At 73.2% G+C, this 18,984-nt stretch carries 21 protein-coding genes; 14 read left to right on the top strand and 7 right to left on the bottom strand.

What is annotated here, in order from left to right:
- Positions 1–29: 29 nt before the first annotated feature.
- Entirely contained in the window at positions 30–320 is a 291-nt protein-coding gene (locus IN07_RS18200) for a hypothetical protein (RefSeq protein WP_052091463.1), read from the bottom strand.
- Between the two features lie 138 nt (positions 321–458).
- Between IN07_RS18200 and fabG the strand changes: the two genes are divergently transcribed.
- The 3 genes from fabG to IN07_RS18185 are packed head-to-tail and all read left to right on the top strand — an operon-like array spanning position 459 to position 3,110.
- Positions 459–1,163, top strand: coding sequence for a 3-oxoacyl-ACP reductase FabG (gene fabG / locus IN07_RS18195; protein ID WP_036338415.1), 705 nt, complete (start codon positions 459–461; stop codon positions 1,161–1,163).
- A 2-nt stretch (positions 1,164–1,165) separates the two neighbouring features.
- A complete protein-coding gene (gene fabI, locus IN07_RS18190) occupies positions 1,166–1,933 on the top strand; it encodes an enoyl-ACP reductase FabI (RefSeq protein WP_036338413.1) in 768 nt (255 codons plus the stop codon).
- 7 nt (positions 1,934–1,940) lie between these two features.
- Positions 1,941–3,110 carry a ferrochelatase gene (locus IN07_RS18185; protein WP_081975526.1) on the top strand — a complete coding sequence of 390 codons (1,170 nt, stop codon included), beginning with the start codon at positions 1,941–1,943 and terminating at the stop codon, positions 3,108–3,110.
- An 86-nt stretch (positions 3,111–3,196) separates the two neighbouring features.
- Here the strand turns inward: IN07_RS18185 and IN07_RS18180 are convergent, their stop codons facing one another.
- On the bottom strand, positions 3,197–3,937 hold the full coding sequence (locus IN07_RS18180) for a hypothetical protein (RefSeq protein ID WP_036338410.1): 741 nt from the start codon (positions 3,935–3,937) through the stop codon (positions 3,197–3,199).
- A gap of 119 nt (positions 3,938–4,056) precedes the next feature.
- Here IN07_RS18180 and IN07_RS18175 point away from each other — a divergent pair, with 119 nt between their 5' ends.
- Together IN07_RS18175 and IN07_RS18170 are read left to right on the top strand one after the other, a co-directional pair.
- The gene (locus tag IN07_RS18175) at positions 4,057–4,488 is read left to right on the top strand and encodes an NfeD family protein (RefSeq protein WP_036338406.1); all 432 of its coding nucleotides are present in this window, start codon (positions 4,057–4,059) and stop codon (positions 4,486–4,488) included.
- A gap of 101 nt (positions 4,489–4,589) precedes the next feature.
- Complete coding sequence (locus IN07_RS18170) at positions 4,590–5,831, top strand: SPFH domain-containing protein (protein ID WP_052091462.1); 1,242 nt, start codon at positions 4,590–4,592, stop codon at positions 5,829–5,831.
- A gap of 74 nt (positions 5,832–5,905) precedes the next feature.
- Here the strand turns inward: IN07_RS18170 and IN07_RS18165 are convergent, their stop codons facing one another.
- A complete protein-coding gene (locus IN07_RS18165) occupies positions 5,906–6,886 on the bottom strand; it encodes an RNA polymerase sigma factor SigF (RefSeq protein ID WP_063124223.1) in 981 nt (326 codons plus the stop codon).
- Positions 6,883–7,380, bottom strand: coding sequence for an ATP-binding protein (locus tag IN07_RS18160; protein WP_036338403.1), 498 nt, complete (start codon positions 7,378–7,380; stop codon positions 6,883–6,885). The genes IN07_RS18165 and IN07_RS18160 overlap by 4 nt, the downstream gene beginning before the upstream one ends.
- Positions 7,381–7,673: 293 nt before the next feature.
- On the opposite strand from IN07_RS18160, the gene IN07_RS18155 reads away from it, so the two are divergent.
- Positions 7,674–8,681: a DNA topoisomerase IB gene (locus tag IN07_RS18155; protein WP_036338400.1), complete on the top strand. Its 1,008-nt coding sequence runs from the start codon at positions 7,674–7,676 to the stop codon at positions 8,679–8,681.
- A 92-nt stretch (positions 8,682–8,773) separates the two neighbouring features.
- Here IN07_RS18155 and IN07_RS18150 read toward each other — a convergent pair whose 3' ends face one another.
- On the bottom strand, positions 8,774–9,172 hold the full coding sequence (locus IN07_RS18150) for an STAS domain-containing protein (protein ID WP_036338397.1): 399 nt from the start codon (positions 9,170–9,172) through the stop codon (positions 8,774–8,776).
- Positions 9,173–9,420: 248 nt separating this feature from the next.
- Entirely contained in the window at positions 9,421–9,939 is a 519-nt protein-coding gene (locus IN07_RS18145) for a hypothetical protein (protein WP_036338394.1), read from the bottom strand.
- A gap of 176 nt (positions 9,940–10,115) precedes the next feature.
- Here IN07_RS18145 and IN07_RS18140 point away from each other — a divergent pair, with 176 nt between their 5' ends.
- The 7 genes from IN07_RS18140 (at position 10,116) to IN07_RS18110 (ending at position 17,050) form a co-directional block, all read left to right on the top strand.
- The gene (locus IN07_RS18140; RefSeq protein WP_036338837.1) at positions 10,116–10,706 is read left to right on the top strand and encodes a DUF1360 domain-containing protein; all 591 of its coding nucleotides are present in this window, start codon (positions 10,116–10,118) and stop codon (positions 10,704–10,706) included.
- A gap of 190 nt (positions 10,707–10,896) precedes the next feature.
- Complete coding sequence (ku, locus tag IN07_RS18135; RefSeq protein WP_036338391.1) at positions 10,897–11,901, top strand: non-homologous end joining protein Ku; 1,005 nt, start codon at positions 10,897–10,899, stop codon at positions 11,899–11,901.
- Positions 11,902–11,907: 6 nt separating this feature from the next.
- Entirely contained in the window at positions 11,908–12,978 is a 1,071-nt protein-coding gene (ligD, locus tag IN07_RS18130) for a non-homologous end-joining DNA ligase (protein WP_231558459.1), read from the top strand.
- Positions 12,975–13,886 carry a non-homologous end-joining DNA ligase gene (ligD, locus tag IN07_RS18125; RefSeq protein ID WP_036338388.1) on the top strand — a complete coding sequence of 304 codons (912 nt, stop codon included), beginning with the start codon at positions 12,975–12,977 and terminating at the stop codon, positions 13,884–13,886. The genes ligD (IN07_RS18130) and ligD (IN07_RS18125) overlap by 4 nt, the downstream gene beginning before the upstream one ends.
- Positions 13,887–13,948: 62 nt before the next feature.
- Positions 13,949–14,830: a formyltetrahydrofolate deformylase gene (gene purU, locus IN07_RS18120; protein WP_231558458.1), complete on the top strand. Its 882-nt coding sequence runs from the start codon at positions 13,949–13,951 to the stop codon at positions 14,828–14,830.
- Positions 14,831–14,912: 82 nt separating this feature from the next.
- On the top strand, positions 14,913–15,386 hold the full coding sequence (locus tag IN07_RS18115) for a Fur family transcriptional regulator (protein ID WP_036338382.1): 474 nt from the start codon (positions 14,913–14,915) through the stop codon (positions 15,384–15,386).
- Entirely contained in the window at positions 15,383–17,050 is a 1,668-nt protein-coding gene (locus IN07_RS18110; protein WP_036338380.1) for a catalase, read from the top strand. The genes IN07_RS18115 and IN07_RS18110 overlap by 4 nt, the downstream gene beginning before the upstream one ends.
- A 174-nt stretch (positions 17,051–17,224) precedes the next feature.
- On the opposite strand, the gene IN07_RS18105 is transcribed toward IN07_RS18110, so the two are convergent.
- Positions 17,225–18,484: an FAD-binding oxidoreductase gene (locus IN07_RS18105; protein WP_231558457.1), complete on the bottom strand. Its 1,260-nt coding sequence runs from the start codon at positions 18,482–18,484 to the stop codon at positions 17,225–17,227.
- Positions 18,485–18,624: 140 nt separating this feature from the next.
- Between IN07_RS18105 and IN07_RS18100 the strand changes: the two genes are divergently transcribed.
- Positions 18,625–18,933, top strand: coding sequence for a hypothetical protein (locus IN07_RS18100; protein ID WP_036338378.1), 309 nt, complete (start codon positions 18,625–18,627; stop codon positions 18,931–18,933).
- Positions 18,934–18,984: the final 51 nt, after the last annotated feature.

Here is an 18,984-nt window from a genome sequence, read left to right as displayed (position 1 = left end):
ACGCGGTGCGTGGCCTCGCCCCGGTCCGGTCAGGTCTGCTGGAGGAGCCGGCCGAAGGCGGCGGACCGCCGGAGGGCGACCGCCCGGCCGCCCAGTGCGGCGGCGTCCAGGTGGTCGCGGACCAGCTCCAGGGCGGCTCCGGACAGCGAGGTCACCGATCCGGCGTCGATCACGTCCACCCGCACCGGTTCGCGGCCGTAGCGACGCTGGAAGGCCGCGACGACGTCGGCGTCCACCGCCCCGGCCAGGCACAGCGCCCGCCCGTCGGCGGTGTTCAGCAATCGGACCAGGCCGCGGTGGCCCGGCGGGGGCGACGTCACCCGGCCAGTGTCCCGCCGCCCCCGCCTGGCCGCTCGGACGGCCGGTCGCCGGATGACGGCCGGGCTCGCCCGGGTGTGACCTGCGGCCACCGACTAGGTTCAGACCGGACTTCCAAGGCGAGCGGCGAGGTGAGCACGGTGGGCAGGTCGGTGCTGGTGACCGGTGGGAACCGCGGGATCGGGCTGGCCATCGCCCGCTCGTTCGCCGAGGCGGGTGACTCCGTGGCGGTGACCCACCGCGGCAGCGGCGCCCCGGAAGGGCTGTTCGGGGTGCAGTGCGACGTCACCGACGCCGCCGCCGTCGACCGCGCCTTCACCGAGGTCGAGGAGCACCAGGGGCCCGTCGAGGTCCTGGTCAGCAACGCCGGCATCACCCGGGACGGGCTGCTGCTGCGGATGGGCGAGGACGCGTTCACCGACGTCATCGACGCCAACCTCACCGCCGCCTACCGGGTCGCCAAGCGGGCGGCGCCGAAGATGGTGCGCGCCCGCGCCGGGCGGATGATCTTCATCTCCTCGGTCGTCGGGCTGCTCGGCTCGGCCGGCCAGGTCAACTACGCGGCCAGCAAGTCCGGCCTGGTCGGGCTCGCCCGCTCCATCGCCCGCGAGCTGGGTGGCCGCAACATCACCGCCAACGTGGTCGCGCCGGGGTTCGTGTCGACAGACATGACCGCGGAGCTGCCCGAGAAGCGGCAGCAGGAGATCCTCGGGCAGGTGCCGCTGGGCCGGCTGGCCGAGGCAGACGAGATCGCCGGCGTCGTCCGCTTCCTGGCGGGCGAGCAGGCGGGGTACATCACCGGGGCGGTCGTCCCGGTCGACGGCGGACTGGGGATGGGGCACTGACCATGGGCATTCTGGACGGCAAGAAGATCCTCATCGCGGGCGTGCTGACCGAGCAGTCGATCGCGTTCTCGGTCGCGCGTCTCGCGCAGGAGCAGGGCGCCACCGTCGTCCTCTCCAACTTCGGCCGGGCCCTGTCGCTCTGCCAGCGGATCGCGAAGAGGCTGCCGCAGGAGGCGCCGGTCGTCGAGCTGGACGTGACGAACACCGAGCACCTGGCCACGCTGGCCGACCGGCTGCGTGAGCACGTCGACGGCTTGGACGGCGTGGTGCACTCCATCGGCTTCGCGCCGCAGGAGGCGATGGGCGAGGGGTTCCCCGAGGTCGCGTGGGAGCACGCGGCGACGGCGTTCCAGGTCTCTTCGTGGTCCCTGGCCTCGCTGACCCAGGCCTGCCGGCCGCTGTTCGGCGACACCGCCTCGGTGGTCGGCCTGACCTTCGACGCCACCGTCGCCTGGCCGGTCTACGGCTGGATGGGGGCGGCGAAGGCGGCCCTGGAGTCGACGTCCCGGTACCTGGCCCGTGAGCTGGGCCCCGAGGGCGTCCGGGTCAACCTGGTCGCGGCCGGCCCGCTGCGCACCATGGCGATGAAGTCGATCCCGGGCAGCGCGCAGTTCGAGGAGGCCTGGGAGGGTCGCGCCCCGCTGGGCTGGTCGGTCACCGACACCGAGCCGGCCGGCAAGGCCGTCACCGCGCTGCTCTCGGACTGGTTCCCGGCCACGACGGGTGAGATCGTCCACGTCGACGGCGGCTTCCACGCCGTGGGGGTATGACGGTCAGGTGACCGACCTCGCGCGCCCCCGGCACCCCCTCCCCGCCGGTGCCTCCATCACGCCTCCCGACCAGCAGCCGGACGAGTCCCCGTCGCTCGCGGTCCGCAACAACGGCGGCGTCGAGCCGGCCCGCACACCGGCGCCGGCCGGGCGCCGTGAGGCGCTGCTGGTGCTCGGCTTCGGTGGCCCGGAGGGCTCCGACGACGTGATGCCGTTCCTGCTCAACGTCACCCGCGGCCGGGGCATCCCGCCCGAGCGGCTGGAGGCCGTCGCCGAGCACTACCACCACTTCGGCGGCGTCAGCCCGATCAACGACCAGAACAAGGCGCTGGTCGCCGCGCTGGAGGCCGAGCTCACCGGCGCCGGCATCGACCTGCCGGTCTACTGGGGCAACCGCAACTGGGCGCCCTACGTCGAGGACGCCTGGCGGCAGATGGCCGACGACGGCATCGAGCACGCCTACGTGCTCGCCACCTCGGCCTACGCCTCGTTCTCCGGGTGCCGGCAGTACCACGAGGACGTCGCCCGGGCCCGGGTCGCGCTGGAGCTCGACCCGTCCGCGCCCACCGGCCCGACCGGGGAGAAGCTGCCGCACTACTTCGACGCCCCCGGCTTCGTGCAGGCCAACGCCGAGGCGCTGGCCGCCGCGATCGCCTCGCTGCCCGAGGAGGTCCGCGGCACCGCGCGGCTGGTGGCCACCGCGCACAGCATCCCGAACGCGATGGCCGCGGTGGCCGGGCCGGGCGGTGGCGCCTACGAGGCAGAGCTGCAGCGGGCCGCCCAGTTGGTCGTCGAGGCGGCGGCCCCCGGGCGCGACTTCGACCTGGTGTGGCAGAGCCGCAGCGGGCCGCCGTCCGTGCCGTGGCTGGAGCCCGACGTCAACGACCACCTGCGCGCGCTGGCGGAGTCGGGGGAGACCGCCGTCGTCCTCTTCCCGATCGGCTTCATCTCCGACCACCTCGAGGTCATCTGGGACCTGGACAACGAGGCCGAGGAGACCGCCGGCGAACTGGGCCTGGCCTTCGCCCGGGCGGCGACCGCGGGCACGCACCCGGCGTTCGTCGCCTCGCTGCGGGAGCTGCTGGTCGAGCGCCGGGCAGGCGGCGAGCCGCGGCTGGGCACCAACTGCCCGGCGTCCTGCTGCTTCGTCCAGCGCCCGGCCCGCCCGGCGGCCTGACGCCGCTCTGCACGCTCTCCGTGCGCATCGCCCGTGCTGCGGCGCGGGCACAGCGCACGGAGAGCGTGCAATGAGAGCGCCGCGGCTCAGCCCCGCGGGATCCAGTTGTAGGCGGCCACCGTCGCCTCGCGGACGGCGGTCGCCAGCGGGCGCAGCGCCTCGTCGCGGGCTGCTGCCTGCGCGTGGGTGACCGCGGCTCCCGGCGCGTCGGCCATCGCCAGGTCCAGCACCTGGGACAACCGCTGCGCCCGGCCGAGCACCGACAGCGCCACCGGGTCGTGGTCGGCCGGCAGCCCGGGGGCGTGCACGGTCCGGGCCAGCCCGGCCAGCAACCCGGGGACCTCGGGGTTCCACCGGGCGAGGTCCAGCGCGGCGAGCGTGCGGGCGGAGTCGCCGACGGCGAGGTCCAGCGCACCGGAGACCGCCCGCAGGTTGCCCTCCACCGGCGGTGCCAGGGGTGGCGCGCCGTCCAGGGAGACCGCCGTCCAGGAGACCGCCTCGGGCCCCAGCGCCTCCGGGACCAGGGCGAGCCGGGTGCCGACGGCGGCCTGCCCGGCCTCCAGGCCGAGCGCCACCAGCTCCGGCACCGCCGGCAGGCCGCGGGTGTCACCGGGCACCGGCAGCACCAGCCGCAGCCGTTGCTCGCCCAGGCCGCGGAGCGAGCTCAGCGCCCAGCCCAGCGGTACCGCCTCGTCGGTCCCGGGCAGCCCGACGACCCGGTGGGCCGTCTCGCCCAGCAGGACGTCGAGTACCTCGTCGTAGGAACTGCGGCCGGTGAGCCAGGCGGTGGCCCAGACGGCGAACCGGCCGGCGGCGATGTCGTGCACGGTGAACGAGGCTACGACGGCCGCGCCACCGGCCGTCGCCCGACCGACCGGCCACGTCCCGCGGGCCGCACAGGCGTGGACGGCGACCGGATGACGCGTTCGCGTGCCAGACTCGGAGTGTGCCCGCCTGGTTGCTCTGGTTGATCGCCTCAGGCCTGTTCGCGGCCGGCGAGGTCGCCAGCCTGGACCTGGTCCTGCTGATGTTCGCCGGCGGCGCGCTGGGCGGCATGGGCGTGGCCCTGCTGGGCGGGGACCTGCTCCTCCAGGTGATCGCGTTCATCGTCGTCTCGGCCGGGCTGCTGGTCCTCGTCCGGCCCGTCGCCAAGCGGCACCTGGTCGACCGCACCCCCGAGCAGATCGACGGCGTCGCGACCTACGTCGGCCGCGAGGCCGTGGTCAGCCAGCGCGTCGACAACTCCGCCGGCCGGATCCGGCTGGGCGACGACGAGTGGACCGCGCGCACCCAGCTCGACGACGAGACCTACGACGTCGGCGCCGAGGTGCGGATCGTGCAGATCGAGGGGCCGATCGCCTACGTCAGCCGTCTCTGAGGTGACGTCCGGGTGACCGGGGCCCCCAGGGGTCCTCAGGTGGCGCCGGACGGGGCAAGATCGGATCGACGCACCACTCCTAGGAACGGAGCACCGCCCTCGTGGAACCCGCCCTGATCGCTCTGATCGTGATCGCCGTGCTGGTGGCCTTCGTGCTGGCCAAGAGCGTGACGATCGTCCCGCAGGCGCAGGCGAAGGTGGTCGAGCGCCTGGGCCGGTACAGCCGCACCCTCTCGCCCGGGCTGGCGCTGCTCGTGCCGTTCGTCGACCGGGTGCGCGCGACGATCGACCTGCGCGAGCAGGTCATCTCCTTCCCGCCGCAGCCGGTCATCACCGCCGACAACCTCCAGGTCGGCATCGACACCGTCGTCTACTTCCAGGTCACCGACCCGCGCCTGGCGGTCTACGGGATCGCCAACTACATCACCGGCATGGAGCAGCTCACGACCACGACGCTGCGCAACGTCGTCGGTGGGCTGAACCTCGAGGGTGCGCTGACCGGCCGGGACGGCATCAACTCCCAGCTGCGCACCGTGCTCGACGGCACCACCGGCCCGTGGGGCCTGCGGGTCGCCCGGGTGGAGATCAAGGCGATCGACCCGCCGCCCTCCATCCAGGACTCGATGGAGAAGCAGATGCGCGCCGACCGCGACAAGCGCGCTGTCATCCTGACCGCCGAGGGGCAGCGGCAGTCGGCGATCACCACGGCCGAGGGCCAGAAGGCCGCCTCGATCCTCTCCGCGGAGGGCAAGAAGCAGGCCGCGATCCTCGACGCCGAGGCCGAGCGGCAGAGCCGGATCCTGCGGGCCGAGGGCGAGCGCGCCGCGCTGTTCCTGCAGGCGCAGGGGCAGGCGAAGAGCATCGAGACGGTGTTCCAGGCCATCCACGACGGCAAGCCCGACCAGGGCCTGCTGGCCTACCAGTACCTGCAGACGCTGCCGAAGATCGCCCAGGGCGACGCCAACAAGATGTGGATCGTGCCCAGCGAGTTCAGCAAGGCGCTGGAGGGGCTGTCCAAGCTGGGTGGCGGCGACGACGGTGAGGGACAGCGCAGCTGGCTGGACGTCGACGCGTCCTCCGGTGCCCAGGGCGCGACCCAGGCGCCGGCGTCGTCCCTGGACACCAGCAACTGGTTCGACTCGAACCTGCCGCCGGCCGCCGAGCAGCCCGAGGCCAAGATCTCGCTGTCCAGCATCGCCGACACGGCGGGGGAGACGGCGCCGCAGATCCCCAAGCCGCCGCCGCTGTCACAGGTCAAGCAGGACGTGCAGGAGAGCGGCCCGGCCGCCGACCCGCGCAACCGCCCCGCGGACGACGACCCGCTCCAGCTGCCCCCGGGCTGACCCGCTGGACGCCGATGGCCCAGAACTCATCGAGTTCTGGGCCATCGGCGTTCAGTGCTCGCGGCTGGAGGCCCCTAGTCCTTGAGGAGGCCTTCGCGGAGCTTGGCCAGCGTCTGGCTGAGCAGCCGGGACACGTGCATCTGGGAGATGCCGATGTCCGCGGCGATCTGCGACTGGGTCATGTTGCCGAAGAACCGCAGGATCAGGATGCGGCGCTCACGGGGCGGGATGGTGGCCAGCAGCGGCTGCAGCGACTCCCGGTACTCCACGCCCTCCAGGGCCGCGTCCTCCTCGCCGAGGGTCGCCGCGAGCGTGGGGGAGTCCTCCTCACCGGAGAGGCGCTCGTCCAGCGAGCTGCTGCGGTAGGCGTTGGCCACCGCCAGGCCCTCGAGCACCTCCGCCCGGGGGATGCCGAGGTGCTCGGCCAGCTCGGACGGCGTGGGGGCGTGGCCGTTCTTCTGCGACAGCTCGCTGACCGCCGCGTTCAGCGAGAGGTGCAGCTCCTGCAGCCGCCGCGGCACCCGCACCGACCAGCCCTGGTCGCGGAAGTGCCGCTTGATCTCACCGGTGATCGTCGGCACGGCGAAGGAGAGGAACTCCACCCCACGACTCGGGTCGAACCGGTCGATCGCAGCGATCAGGCCGAGGGTGCCCACCTGGAGCAGGTCGTCGAAGGGCTCGCCGCGGTTGCTGAACCGGCGGGCGAAGTGCCGGACCAGCGGCAGGTGCTCCTCGACCAGGATCTCCCGGAGTCGCTCCCGCCGCGGGTCGCCCTTGTCCAGGGTGGCCAGCTCGGCGAACAGCGGTGCGGTCCGCTCGGCCCGCTTGCGGTTGTCCGACATCGGCACCGGGTCAGCAGCCGGCTCCGGGGTCGTGGCGGAGGACTCCGTGGGGGCCGCCTTCGGGGTGTCGGTGGGTTCGGTGATCTCGTTCTCCGAGGCCGTGTCGGCGACCGCAGGGGCGTCAGCGGCGGGGGCCGGGGACCCGAGGGGCTCACCCGAGCCGAGGACGGCGTCGTCGGCAGCCGGGGAGTCCGGAGCAGCCGACCGGGTCACCGTGCGACCGACACGTCGGGGTCGGACTGCTCGGTCAGGGCGTCGATCGCGCTGTAGCGCCGCAGCTTCTTGACCAGGCTGATGCAGGCGACGGGCGTGCTCTTGCCGTCGCCGGCCGGCACGATCGACTGGTCGCTCGGGCCGGCCTCGACCGTGTCGACCAGGGTGTGCAGCACGGCCCAGCCGAAGCCGTCCCGCGGCACGTCGACCCCGGTCGCCGTCGGCACCCAGGCGTCGATCCGCAGACCGTCGCGGGCGGCCTCGAAGACGACCGTGAGCGGTGCGTCCCCCAGGGCGACGGAGGACAGCGTGGCGCAGGCCTCGTCGACGGCGAGACGCAGGTCCTCGACCGCGTCGAGGTCGAAGTCCATCCGCATCGCCAGGTCACCGGTCATCGCCCGCACCGCGGGCAGCTGGGTCGGCGAGGTGGGGACCCGCAGTTCCAGCCGCTCGGTGCGCCGCTCGCCGGTGGCGGCGCCCGTCGTGTCGACCATGCGTCGTTCGCTCCTTCGTCGTCCCCCGCGCCCCCGGACGAGAGCGCGGCTGTCCGTCTTCGCGCTCCCGTCCCGCAGCTCCGGTTCGGAGCGCGGACGACGAGCGGCCGCTCAGCGACGGGTGTCAGGCCTGACCCGGCTCCCTTGACGGTAGACCGACCGCCTGGCTGCGTTGCCCACCGGGGCGCACGCCAAACCCCCGTTCGCCGCCGGAGGCGCTGCCGCGGCACCCGGCCGGGTGACCTGGTCACCACCCGTGTTTGAGCCCACCCGGTCGTGCACATCCCTCCGGCGTGAGACTGCGGCGCAGTGACGTGCACGCCCCGGGCTGGACCCGGCGTCGCGCTGGCAAGGGGTTCTCCTACCAGGACGAGAACGGGGCGTTGATCAGGGACGACCGGCTGGACCGGTTGCGGGCCCTGGCCATCCCGCCCGCCTGGAAGGACGTCTGGATCTGTCCGTGGCCGAACGGCCACATCCAGGCCGTCGGGACCGACGCCGCCGGCCGGCGGCAGTACCGCTACCACGACGAGTGGCGCGCCAAGCGGGACGCCGCCAAGCACGAGCGGGTGCTGGAGATCTCCCAGCAGCTGCCCGACGTCCGGGACGAGGTGGTGGCGGCGCTGCGCACCCGCGGGCTCAACCGCGAACGGGTGCTGGCCTGCGCCGTCCGGCTGCTCGACCTCGGCGCCTTCCGGGTGGGCAGCGAGCAGTACGCCGAGGACAACGGCACGTACGGGCTGGCGACGCTGCGCCGCGAGCACGTGTCGGTGCGCGGTGAGCGGGTCTTCTTCCACTACACCGCCAAGGGCGGGATCGACCGGGAGGTCGAGCTGCTGGACCGGCCGACCGCCACCGTCGTCCGGCAGCTGCTGGAGCGGCCCGAGGACGAGGGGCAGGAGCTGCTCGGCTACCGGCTCGCCGACGGGAGCTGGCACGACGTGACCAGCGACGAGGTCAACGCCTTCCTCAAGGAGGTCAGCGGGGCGGAGATCACCGCCAAGGACTTCCGCACCTGGACGGCGACGGTGATGATGGCCGCCACGTTGGCCGAGACGCCCACCCCGAGCAGCCAGACGGCACGCAAGCGCGCGGTGCGGGAGGCCTACGTCAAGGTCTCCGAGCAGCTGGGCAACACCCCGACGGTGTGCAAGACCAGCTACGTCGACCCCCGGGTGGTCGACCGGTACGAGCACGGCGAGACGGTCGCCGGCGCGCTGGCCGAGGCCGCCCAGGCACCCGACGACCGGACGGCGCAGCGCACCATCGAGGCGGCGGTCTGCTCCCTGCTCAGCGCCTGAGCTGACCAGGCCCCGGACACGACGACGGCGCCCCACCCGGAGGTGGAGCGCCGTCGTCGCGGTGTGTGCGGCCCCCTGGAGAGGGGCCTTCCTCAGGCCTTCTCGGCGATCGTGAACAGGTCGATGAGGCCGGTGACCTCGAGCGGCCGGGTCACGGCGCGGGTGTTGGCCACCAAGCGCAGGCCGACGTCGCGGGAGCGCGCCGACTTCTGGGTCTCGACGAGCACGGCGAGGCCGGCCGAGCCGAGGAACTGGACACCGCACAGGTCGACGACCAGGGCGGTCGGCTGCTGCTCGAGCTGGGTGTCCAGGGACGCGCGCAGCACGGGCGCGGTGAAGGTGTCGACCTCGCCGACGACCGTCACGGTGACCGTGCCGTCGTCGTCGGTGGACGTCGACAGGGTGATCACGTCGTCGAAGGGGGCGTCGTTCGTGTCAGCCGGGGCTGACACGTCGCGCGAGCCCTCGGCGGGTGAGTCGGATGAGGTCACGGACTGCAGCTCCTCTCAGCGGCGATGCCTGGCGGGCACGCGGATGCCCGGACAATGTACTGCGGTACACCGTCCGGCCCGACACGGCCCGGGACACCGAGGTTCCGGAACGCCTCCCGAGGAGCTCTCGGGCAGGCCACGGCTGGCTGCTCAACCGTGGCGCCCAACCTAGTCGCGTCATGATCGCGGCACCAACTCAGCGCACGCCGGGCCGGCGGGGCGGCCGGTCCGGCGCGCTGCGGCAGGGGTCAGGTGCCCTCGACGACGTGGACCGCGCTCTCCTCCGGCCCCTCACCGCCGACCGGGGCGTCGGCGAAGGCCTCGACGTCGTCGCCGGTGCGGTTGGTGCCGGAGTCGCTGAGCCGGTCGGTGTCCTCGTCCTGGTCGAGCTGGGCGAAGGCGCGGTCGGGGTCCTCGGCGGCGCGCACGTCGGACGCGTCCTCCGGGACCTCCCGCTCCAGCCGGCCGCTCAGCGACTCGCCCTCGGCCTGCTCGCGTGCCGTCGTCCCGAAGTCCACGGCCTGGTGCTCGCGGTCGCCGGGCTCGGGCGCGAACTCCGGGTCCTCGGCGCGGGCCATGGTCGGGCTGTCGTCCTGGGAGACCTCGGGGATGCCGTTGTCCTCGGGGAAGACGTCCCGGGCGGTCTGCCCCTCGGGGCCGACGTCGCCACGGGGGCCGTCCGCCGTGCCGGTGAGGCCACGCTCGTCGTCGGGGAACTCGGCGTCGTTGAGGGCGGAGTCGCGGGCCGCGCGGTCCGGGTCGGTCATGGGAGTTCCTCCGTTCTGCGCGCCCCAGCGGTGGGCGCGCTCGTCCGTCCGGTGGACGGGGGAGCCGGTCGGGTGACCGGCGTCGTGGTCCGGCCCTACCCGACCCTCTGCCGGGCATGCGTGATCCAGCTCCCGCCCGCCGCATGGCACCGGGTGCCGCGGGTATCGCCGCGAGCATGGCGATCACAGACGAGGTCCAGCGGCTCGGGCGACCGGTCCGCCGCTGGGCCCGTACCCAGCAGCAGGAGTACACGCAGGGAGAGGCCCGCCCGCTGGCCGCGGACCTGGGCGCGATGAGCGTCTACCTGGGCCTGGTCGGGGCGGCGGCCACCGCCATCCGGGTGTCGGGCCGCGAGCTGCCCAGCCGGATCCCCCTGGGGGACGCGGTCCTGCTGACCGTCGGCACCTTCCGGCTGGCCCGGCGGATCGCGAAGGACCCGGTCACCGCCCCGGTGCGCGCACCGTTCGTCAGCTACCAGGGGACGTCGGGCGAGGCCGAGGTCGCCGAGGAGGTGCGGGAGCACGGGGGCGTCAAGCACGCCGTGGGGGAGCTGCTGACCTGCCCGTTCTGCATGGCCCAGTGGGTCGGCACGGGCTTCGTGCTCGGGTACGTGACCGCCCCGCGGGCGACCAGGCTGGCCGCGCTGACCATGACGATGGTGGCCGGGTCCGACGTCCTGCAGTTCGTCTACGACGCCATCCAGAACGGCGGGCTGCAGTCCGACGACGGCGAGGAGGCCGGGAGCCTGACCGGCCAGGAGGTCTGACCGCGAGCTCGGCGTCACGCTGCGTGGCCGTCGGGTGCCGGCGGGACCGCACACCGGCGGGCCGCTGGCTCCCTCGGCCGGGTGGGGCGCTGCGGTGCGTGACCGTCTCGCGCTGCCGCGCACCCGCCGGGGCACCTATCCTCTGATCTTGTCGAGGCGGGGTCGCGGGCCCCGGGGCGAGGAGGTAGTCGTGCGGTCGATCTGGAAGGGCGCGGTCTCCTTCGGCCTGGTCAGCATCGCGGTGAAGTTGTACTCGGCCACCGAGGACCACGACATCCGCTTCCACCAGGTGCACAAGACCGACGGTGGCCGGGTCAAGTACAAGCGGGTCTGCTCCGTGGACGGCGAAGAGGTCGAGTACGGCGACATCGGCAAGGGCTACGAGCTGCCCGACGGCCAGCTGGTCGTGCTGACCGACGAGGACTTCGACCAGCTCCCGCTCGGCACCACGCACGAGATCGAGGTGCTCCAGTTCGTCGACCAGGAGCAGATCGACCCGGTCCACTTCGAGAAGACGTACTACCTGGAGCCCGACGGCGTCGCGACCCGCCCCTACGTGCTGCTGCGCACCGCGCTGGAGAACGCCGGCCAGGTGGCGATCACCAAGATCGCCATCCGGCAGCGCGAGTCCCTGGCGGCGTTGCGCGTGCGGGAGGGCGTGCTGGTGCTGCACACCATGCGCTGGCCCGACGAGATCCGCCGGCCCGCCTTCACGTTCCTGGACGAGGAGGTGCCGGTCCGCCCGCAGGAGCTGGCGATGGCCGAGTCGCTGATCTCCACGATGGCCGGGGACTTCGACCCGACCCAGTTCACCGACGACTACCGCGAGGCGATGGCCGCCCTGCTGGAGGCCAAGCAGTCCGGCGGTGAGGTCCAGGCCGCACCGGAGGCCGCCGACGACGGCGGCGGTGCGGTGGTCGACCTGATGAGCGCCCTGCGGCGCAGCGTCGAGCGGGCCGGCGGCAGCGCACCGGCCGCCGGGTCGGACGACGCCACGGACGACGGCGGGGACGACGCGCCGGCCGCGAGGACGACGGCTCGCAAGGCCCCGGCCAAGAAGGCGGCCGCGGGGGAGAAGGCCCCGGCGAAGAAGGCCCCCGCCCGGAAGGCGGCGCCGAAGAAGGCCGCGGCCGCGGAGGACGACGCCCCGGCGAAGCCGGCCAAGCGCGCCGCCCGTCCGCGCAAGACCGCCTGACCCCGGGTGGCCGCCGCCGATCCGCTGGCCCCCCGCCGGGCCGAGTCGGACCCGACCCGCGCTGCCGAGCCGGCCGGGCGGCCGCTGCCGGTGGTCACCGCTGACGGCGTGCCCGAGGACCTGCCGCCGATGCTGGCCGCCGTCGGCGACCTCCCCGCCGACGGCGACCTGCGCTGGGGCTACGAGTTCAAGTGGGACGGCGTCCGGGCGCTGGCGCACGTGCGTTCCGGGCGGGTCCGGCTGCGGGCCCGCAGCGGCAACGACGTCACCGCCAGGTACCCCGAGCTCGGCCCGCTGCCGGCGGCCCTGGCCGGTCGCGAGGCCGTGGTCGACGGCGAGGTCGTCGCGCTGGACGCCCGGGGCCGGCCGGACTTCGGGCTGCTGCAGGGCCGGATGCACCGCACCGGGCCGGAGGTGGCGAGGCTGGCGGCGGCCGCCCCGGTCAGCTACCTGGTCTTCGACCTGCTGGCGCTGGACGGCGAGAGCCTGCTCGGGCTGCCCTACGCCGCCCGCCGGGAGCGGCTGGACGCGCTGGCGCTGGGCTCGGACCGCTGGGTGACCACCCCCTGGTTCCGTGGCGACCTCGCCGGGGTGGGGCAGCAGGTGCAGGGGGCCAGCCTGGAGAACGGGCTGGAGGGCGTCGTCGCCAAGCGGCTGGACTCGGTCTACCGGCCGGGTGGTCGCGGCCCGGACTGGCGCAAGGTCAAGAACTTCCGCACCCAGTCGGTCGTCGTCGGCGGCTGGCGTCCCGGGGCCGGGCGGCGGGCCGGCGGCATCGGCTCCCTGCTGCTCGGGGTGCACGACGAGGACGGCCGGCTGGTCTTCGCCGGACACGTGGGCACCGGCTTCACCGCGAGGGCGCTGGCCGACCTCGCGCCGCTGCTCACCCCGCGGGCGTCCGCCCCGTTCGTCGATGCGCTGCCCCGCGAGGTGACCCGGGACGCGCACTGGGTCGAGCCGACGCTGGTCGGCGAGGTGGTCTTCACCGAGTGGACCCGCGAGGGCCGGTTGCGGCACCCGTCCTGGCGCGGGCTGCGCGCGGACCAGGCGCCGGCCGACGTGGTGGTCGAGCCGTGAGGCAGCGGGTGCAGATCGAGGGCCGCCAGCTGGAGGTCTCCAACCTGGACAAGGTGCTCTTCCCCGAGGTGGGATTCACCAAGGCCCAGGTCATCGACTACTACGTGCGGATCGCGCCGGTGCTGCTGACGCACGTGGCGCACCGCCCGGTCACCTTCACCCGGTGGCCGAACGGCGTCGACGGGCAGGCCTTCTTCGAGAAGAACAGCGCCCGGCACGCCCCGGAGTGGGTGCGGTCGGTGACGGTGCCCTCGCCCGGGTCGTCGCGGGGCCGGGAGACGCTGGACATGGTGCTGCTCTCCGCCGTCCCCGACCTGGTCTGGTCGGCGAACCTGGCGGCGCTGGAGGTGCACGTGCCGCAGTGGCAGGTGGACGACGCCGGGACGGCGCAGCTGCCCGACCTGCTGGTGCTCGACCTCGACCCGGGCCCGGGCACCGGGGTGGTCGAGTGCGCGCAGGTGGCGCACCGGCTGCGCGAGCGGCTGGTCGCCGACGGCCTCGACCCGGTGGTGAAGACCTCGGGCTCCAAGGGGCTGCAGGTCTACGCCCCGATCGAGTGCGCCGACAAGGAGCACCCCAGCCGGTACGCCAAGGCCCTGGCCCAGGAGCTGACCGGGCAGACGCCGGAGGAGGTCGTCTGGCGGATGGAGAAGGCGCTGCGGCCGGGCAGGGTGCTGGTCGACTGGAGCCAGAACAACACCGCGAAGACGACGGTCGCGCCGTACTCCTTGCGCGCCCGGCCGTTCGCCACCGTCTCGACCCCGCTGCGCTGGGCCGAGGTCGACGCGCTGCGCGAGGGCGGTGACCCGGAGTCGGTCCGCTTCCGCACCGACGACGTCCTGGCCCGGGTCGCCCAGCACGGCGACCTGTTCGACGTCGCCGCCCGCACCCGCGCCGCCCTGCCCTGACCGACGGACCCCCACCGACCCGCCCGGCGGGGGACGCGGCGGCCCCTGGGACCATTCCGGACGTGTCTGGACCCGATCGCCGTGCTCCCTCCACCGCCGACCTGGGGCGGCTGGTGGTCCGCTGCCCCGACCGGCCGGGCATCGTCGCGGTGCTGTCCGGGCTGATGGCCGAGGCCGGCGCCAACATCACCGAGTCCCAGCAGCACTCCTCGGACCCGTCCGGCGGCACGTTCACCCTGCGGCTCGAGTTCGTCCTCGACGACCTGGCCACCCGCCGTACCGAGCTGGAGGCGGCGCTCGCCGGCCTGGCGGGGGAGTGGCAGTTCTCCTGGCGGCTGACCGAGGCGGCACACACCCCGCGGCTGGCCGTCTTCGTCTCCAAGGCCGACCACGTGCTGCAGGAGCTGCTCTACCGGGTCGACGCGGGTGACCTGCGGGCCGAGATCGCCGCCGTCGTCTCCAACCACCCCGACCTGGAGCCCGTCGCCCGGGCCCACGGCGTGCCGTTCCACCACGTCCCGGTCACCCCGGACACCAAGGACGCCGCCGAGGCGCGGGCGCTGGAGCTGATCGGGGACGTCGACCTGGTCGTGCTGGCCCGGTACATGCAGATCGTCTCGGCGGACTTCTGCAGCCGCTTCCCGGAGCGGCTGATCAACATCCACCACAGCTTCCTGCCGGCCTTCGTGGGCGCGAACCCGTACCGGGCCGCCCACGACCGCGGCGTGAAGCTGATCGGGGCGACCGCGCACTACGTGACCGCGGAGCTGGACGCCGGCCCGATCATCGAGCAGGAGGTGGCCCGGGTCGACCACCGCGCCACCGTCGAGGACATGCGCCGGATCGGTCGCTACGTCGAGCGCCAGGTGCTGGCCCAGGCGGTCACCTGGCACGTGGAGGACCGCGTCGTGGTCGAGGGCGACCGCACGATCGTCTTCGCGTAGTCCCGGCGGCCCTCACTCGACAGGCGGGGTTCACCTGCTCTTGATTTGACTGAGTCAAAAAAGCAGGGTTGACTCGTTGCTGATGGAGACGACCTGGGAGAAGCAGCTGCGGACGGCGGGGCTGCGCGTCACGCGGCCCCGGCTGTCCGTGCTCGGGGTGCTCGCCGAGCACCCGCACGTCGACGCTGACACCATCGCCACCGCCGCGCGCACCGTCCACCCCTCGATCTCGCCCCAGGCGGTCTACGGGGTGCTCAAGGCGCTCATCGGGAGCGGGATCGCACGCCGCATCGAGCCGGCCGGTGGGCCGGCGCTGTACGAGCTGCGGGTCGGCGACAACCACCACCACCACCTGGTCTGCCGGGAGTGCGGGCTGATCGCCGACGTCGACTGCGTCGTGGGCCAGGCCCCCTGCCTGCAGCCCTCGGACGCGGCGGGTTTCGCCGTCGACGAGGCCGAGGTCGTCTTCTGGGGACTCTGCGCCGGCTGTCAGGTCGCGCGCAGGACGCACGTGCACGGGACGAACAGTGCAATCGAAGAGGGAGTGACAGCATGACCGACGTCGCATCGCAGGGACCTGCCGCCAGTGAGGCCGACCGGGCCGTCCTGACCAACCGTCAGGGACACCCGATCTACGACAACCAGAACCAGCGCACGGTGGGCTCGCGTGGCCCGGCCACGCTGGAGAACTACCAGTTCCTGGAGAAGATCAGCCACTTCGACCGGGAGCGCATCCCGGAGCGCGTCGTGCACGCCCGTGGCGCCACCGCGTTCGGCGTCTTCGTGGCCGACGGCACCGTCGGCGACGAGCCGATCAGCAAGTACACCCGGGCCAAGCTCTTCCAGGAGAAGGGCAAGGAGACCGAGGTCGCGCTGCGCTTCTCCACCGTCGCCGGTGGCCGGGACTCCTCCGAGGCGGCGCGTGACCCGCGCGGCTTCGCGGTGAAGTTCTACACCGAGGACGGCAACTGGGACCTGGTCGGCAACAACCTGGGTGTCTTCTTCATCCGGGACGCCATCAAGTTCCCCGACTTCATCCACTCGCAGAAGCCCGACCCGGTGACCTTCGAGCGCCAGGTCGCCAACCGGGTCTTCGACTTCTGGTCGCAGTCGCCCGAGGCGCTGCACATGATGACGCTGGTCCTCAGCCCCCGTGGCCTGCCGGCGAGCTACCGCACCATGCAGGGCTTCGGCGTGAACACCTACAAGTGGGTCAACGCCGCCGGTGAGACCAAGCTGGTCAAGTACCACTGGCTGCCCAAGCAGGGCGTCAAGTCCTGGACCGAGGCCGACGCCGCGGTCGCGCAGGGCAAGGAGCTCGGCGTGCACACGAAGGACCTCTACGAGGCCATCGAGCGCGGCGAGTTCCCTTCCTGGGACCTGCACGTCCAGCTGATGGACGACCACGACCACCCGGAGCTGGACTTCGACCCGCTGGACGACACCAAGGTGTGGCCGGAGAACGAGTTCCCGCTGCGCAAGGTCGGCACCATGACGCTGAACCGCACGCCGCAGGACTTCTTCACCGAGAGCGAGCAGATCGCCTTCGGCACCGGTGTCCTCGTCGACGGGCTGGACTTCTCCGACGACAAGATGCTGGTCGGCCGGACGTTCTCCTACTCCGACACCCAGCGCTACCGGCTGGGCCCGAACTACCTGCAGCTGCCGGTGAACCAGCCCAAGGGCGCGAAGGTCGCCACCAACCAGCGCGACGGGGCGATGGCCTACGGCGTGGACCTGGGCCCCGGCCAGAACCCGCACGTCAACTACGAGCCGTCGATCCTGGGCGGCCTGCGTGAGGCCGAGTACCCCACGCACGACGAGCAGGGCCCGGAGATCACCGGCCGGCTCACCCGCAAGCGAATCGACCGCACCGACGACTACACCCAGGCCGGCCAGCGCTACCTGCTGTCCGAGCAGTGGGAGAAGGACGACCTCGTCGCCAACCTGATCGCCAACCTGTCGCAGTGCGACCGGCCGATCCAGGAGCGGATGATGTGGCACCTCTTCATGGTCGAGGACGAGCTGGGCCAGCGGGTCGGCGACGGCCTGGGCATCAGCGCGGACGACGTCCGGGGCATGCAGCCGCTGCAGACCCAGACGCTCACCGAGGCGGAGCTGCAGCGTGCGGCCAACCTCGGCAAGAACGGCCCCCGCGACGTCTCGGGCCTGACCATGACGCACTGCGTGCCCAACGAGCACGTCGTCCTGGCCAAGTGACATCGGCCAAGTGACATCGGCCAAGTGACATCGGCCAAGTGAGATCGGCTGGGTGACATCGGCTGGGTGACATCGGCTCACTGAGCCACGCGGGCTGAGCCCGCACCGCCAGACCACTGCGGGCCGCGACCGGGGGACTCCCCGGGCGCGGCCCGCAGTGCTGTGCTGGGTCGGTCAGGCCTGGGCGGCGACCGGGTGGGCCGTGGCGTCCGGCGTCGGCTCGGTGGCCAGGTCGGCCTGCCACAGGTCGGGACCGAACACCTCGTACTGGATGTCCCGGGCCGGCACGCCCCGGTCGATCAGCGCGCTGCGCACCGCACGCATGAACGGCAGCGGACCGCACAGGTAGTACGCGGCGCCCTCGGGCAGGTCGACCGCGTCCAGGTCCATGATCCCGGCGTGCACGCGGTCGGCGGGCAGCGAGCTGTCCGCGCCGTCCTCGTACCAGACGTGCAGCGAGGCGTTGGGCAGCTGCTGGACGTCGGCGCTGACCTGCTCGCGCAGCGCGAAGGAGCTCTCGCCGAGGTCGGCGTGCAGCAGGGTGATCGGCAGCCGTGACCCGGCGGCGGTGAGGTGCGAGATCATCCCGGCCATCGGGGTGATCCCGATGCCGGCGCTGGCGAAGACCACCGGGCGGCCGGAGTCGTCGAGGACGACGTCCCCGAACGGCAGCGACATGGTCAGCACGTCGCCCACCTGCACCTGGTCGCACAGCAGGTTCGAGACCTCGCCGTCGGGCTTGTCGCCGCCGCGCACCCGCTTGACCGAGAACTGACGGTGCTCGCCGTCGTCGGCGCGGGTGAGGCTGTACTGCCGCGGCTGGTGGACGCCGTCGGGCATCTGCACCTTCACCGACACGTACTGGCCGGGCAGCGACGTCTTGACCAGCCGGTCGTCGATCCGCTTCACCCGGAAGGTGACGACGTCGGCGGTCTCCGCGGTCTTCTCGGCGACCTCCCACTCGCGCCAGACCGTCTCCGGCCGCACCCCGCGGGAGCTGTACAGGCCGCGCTCCATGTTGATCAGCGCGTAGGCCATCAGCCAGTAGACCTCGTCCCAGGCCGCGGCCACCTCGGGGGTGACGGCGTCACCGAGCACGTCGACGATCGCCCAGAACAGGTTGTCGTGGACGACGTCGTACTGCGCCGGGGTGATGCCCAGCGAGGCGTGCTTGTGCGCGATCCGGGCCAGCAGGTGCTCGGGCACCTGCTCCGGGTCCTTGACGAGTGCGCTGGCGAAGACGGCGACCGAGCCGGCCAGGGCCACCTGCTGGGTGCCCTCGGCCTGGTTGCCGCGGTTGAACGTGCCGTCGAGCAGCTCGGGGTGGGCGCCGAAGAGGTGCGCGTAGAAGCGTCGGGCGATCTCCTCGATGTTCTCGGCGACGACCGGGAGGGTCGCCTCGATGACCGGACGTGATCGATCGGACAGCAACATGAGCTCCTTGCAGTGGTGGACGTTCCTCTCCTCCACCGATGCGCGCGGCGACCGGCGGGGGCCGTCCCCGAGTCTGCTGGCTGGGCCGCACATGCGCAGGAGGGCTCAGGTCCCGTCACTGGTCGGGGCAGACTCGGCCCGTGGACGACGACGACCAGGGCGCCACGGTGCTGCTCGCTGCTGCCGGACGTCTCGAGGTGCTGGCGGCGCGGACCACCGGCGGCAGCTGGGCCGTCGGCGGCCTGCTGGCGTCCCGGCCGGAGGTGATCGCCCGCGCGGCGGACGGCGGCACCGAGCACGTGGCCGAGGCCCGGGCGCGCACGGCGGAGTGGATCGTGACCCTGTCCCCGGCGGTCGCCGGCCCGCTGGCCGCCTGGCTGCGCTCGGCCGCCGACGTGACGCCGGTCGACCCACACGCGCTGGCGCTCGCCCGCGTGCTCACCGGCTGAGAGGGTGTTGGGTAACTGATCCAGCGCGGTCGGTGAGGGCGCGATCTGTTC

This window comes from Modestobacter caceresii, from assembly GCF_000761485.1.
GTDB lineage: Bacteria > Actinomycetota > Actinomycetes > Mycobacteriales > Geodermatophilaceae > Modestobacter > Modestobacter caceresii.
Note: the sequence above shows the minus strand (reverse complement) of the source record. Positions and strands in the feature narration are given on the sequence as shown.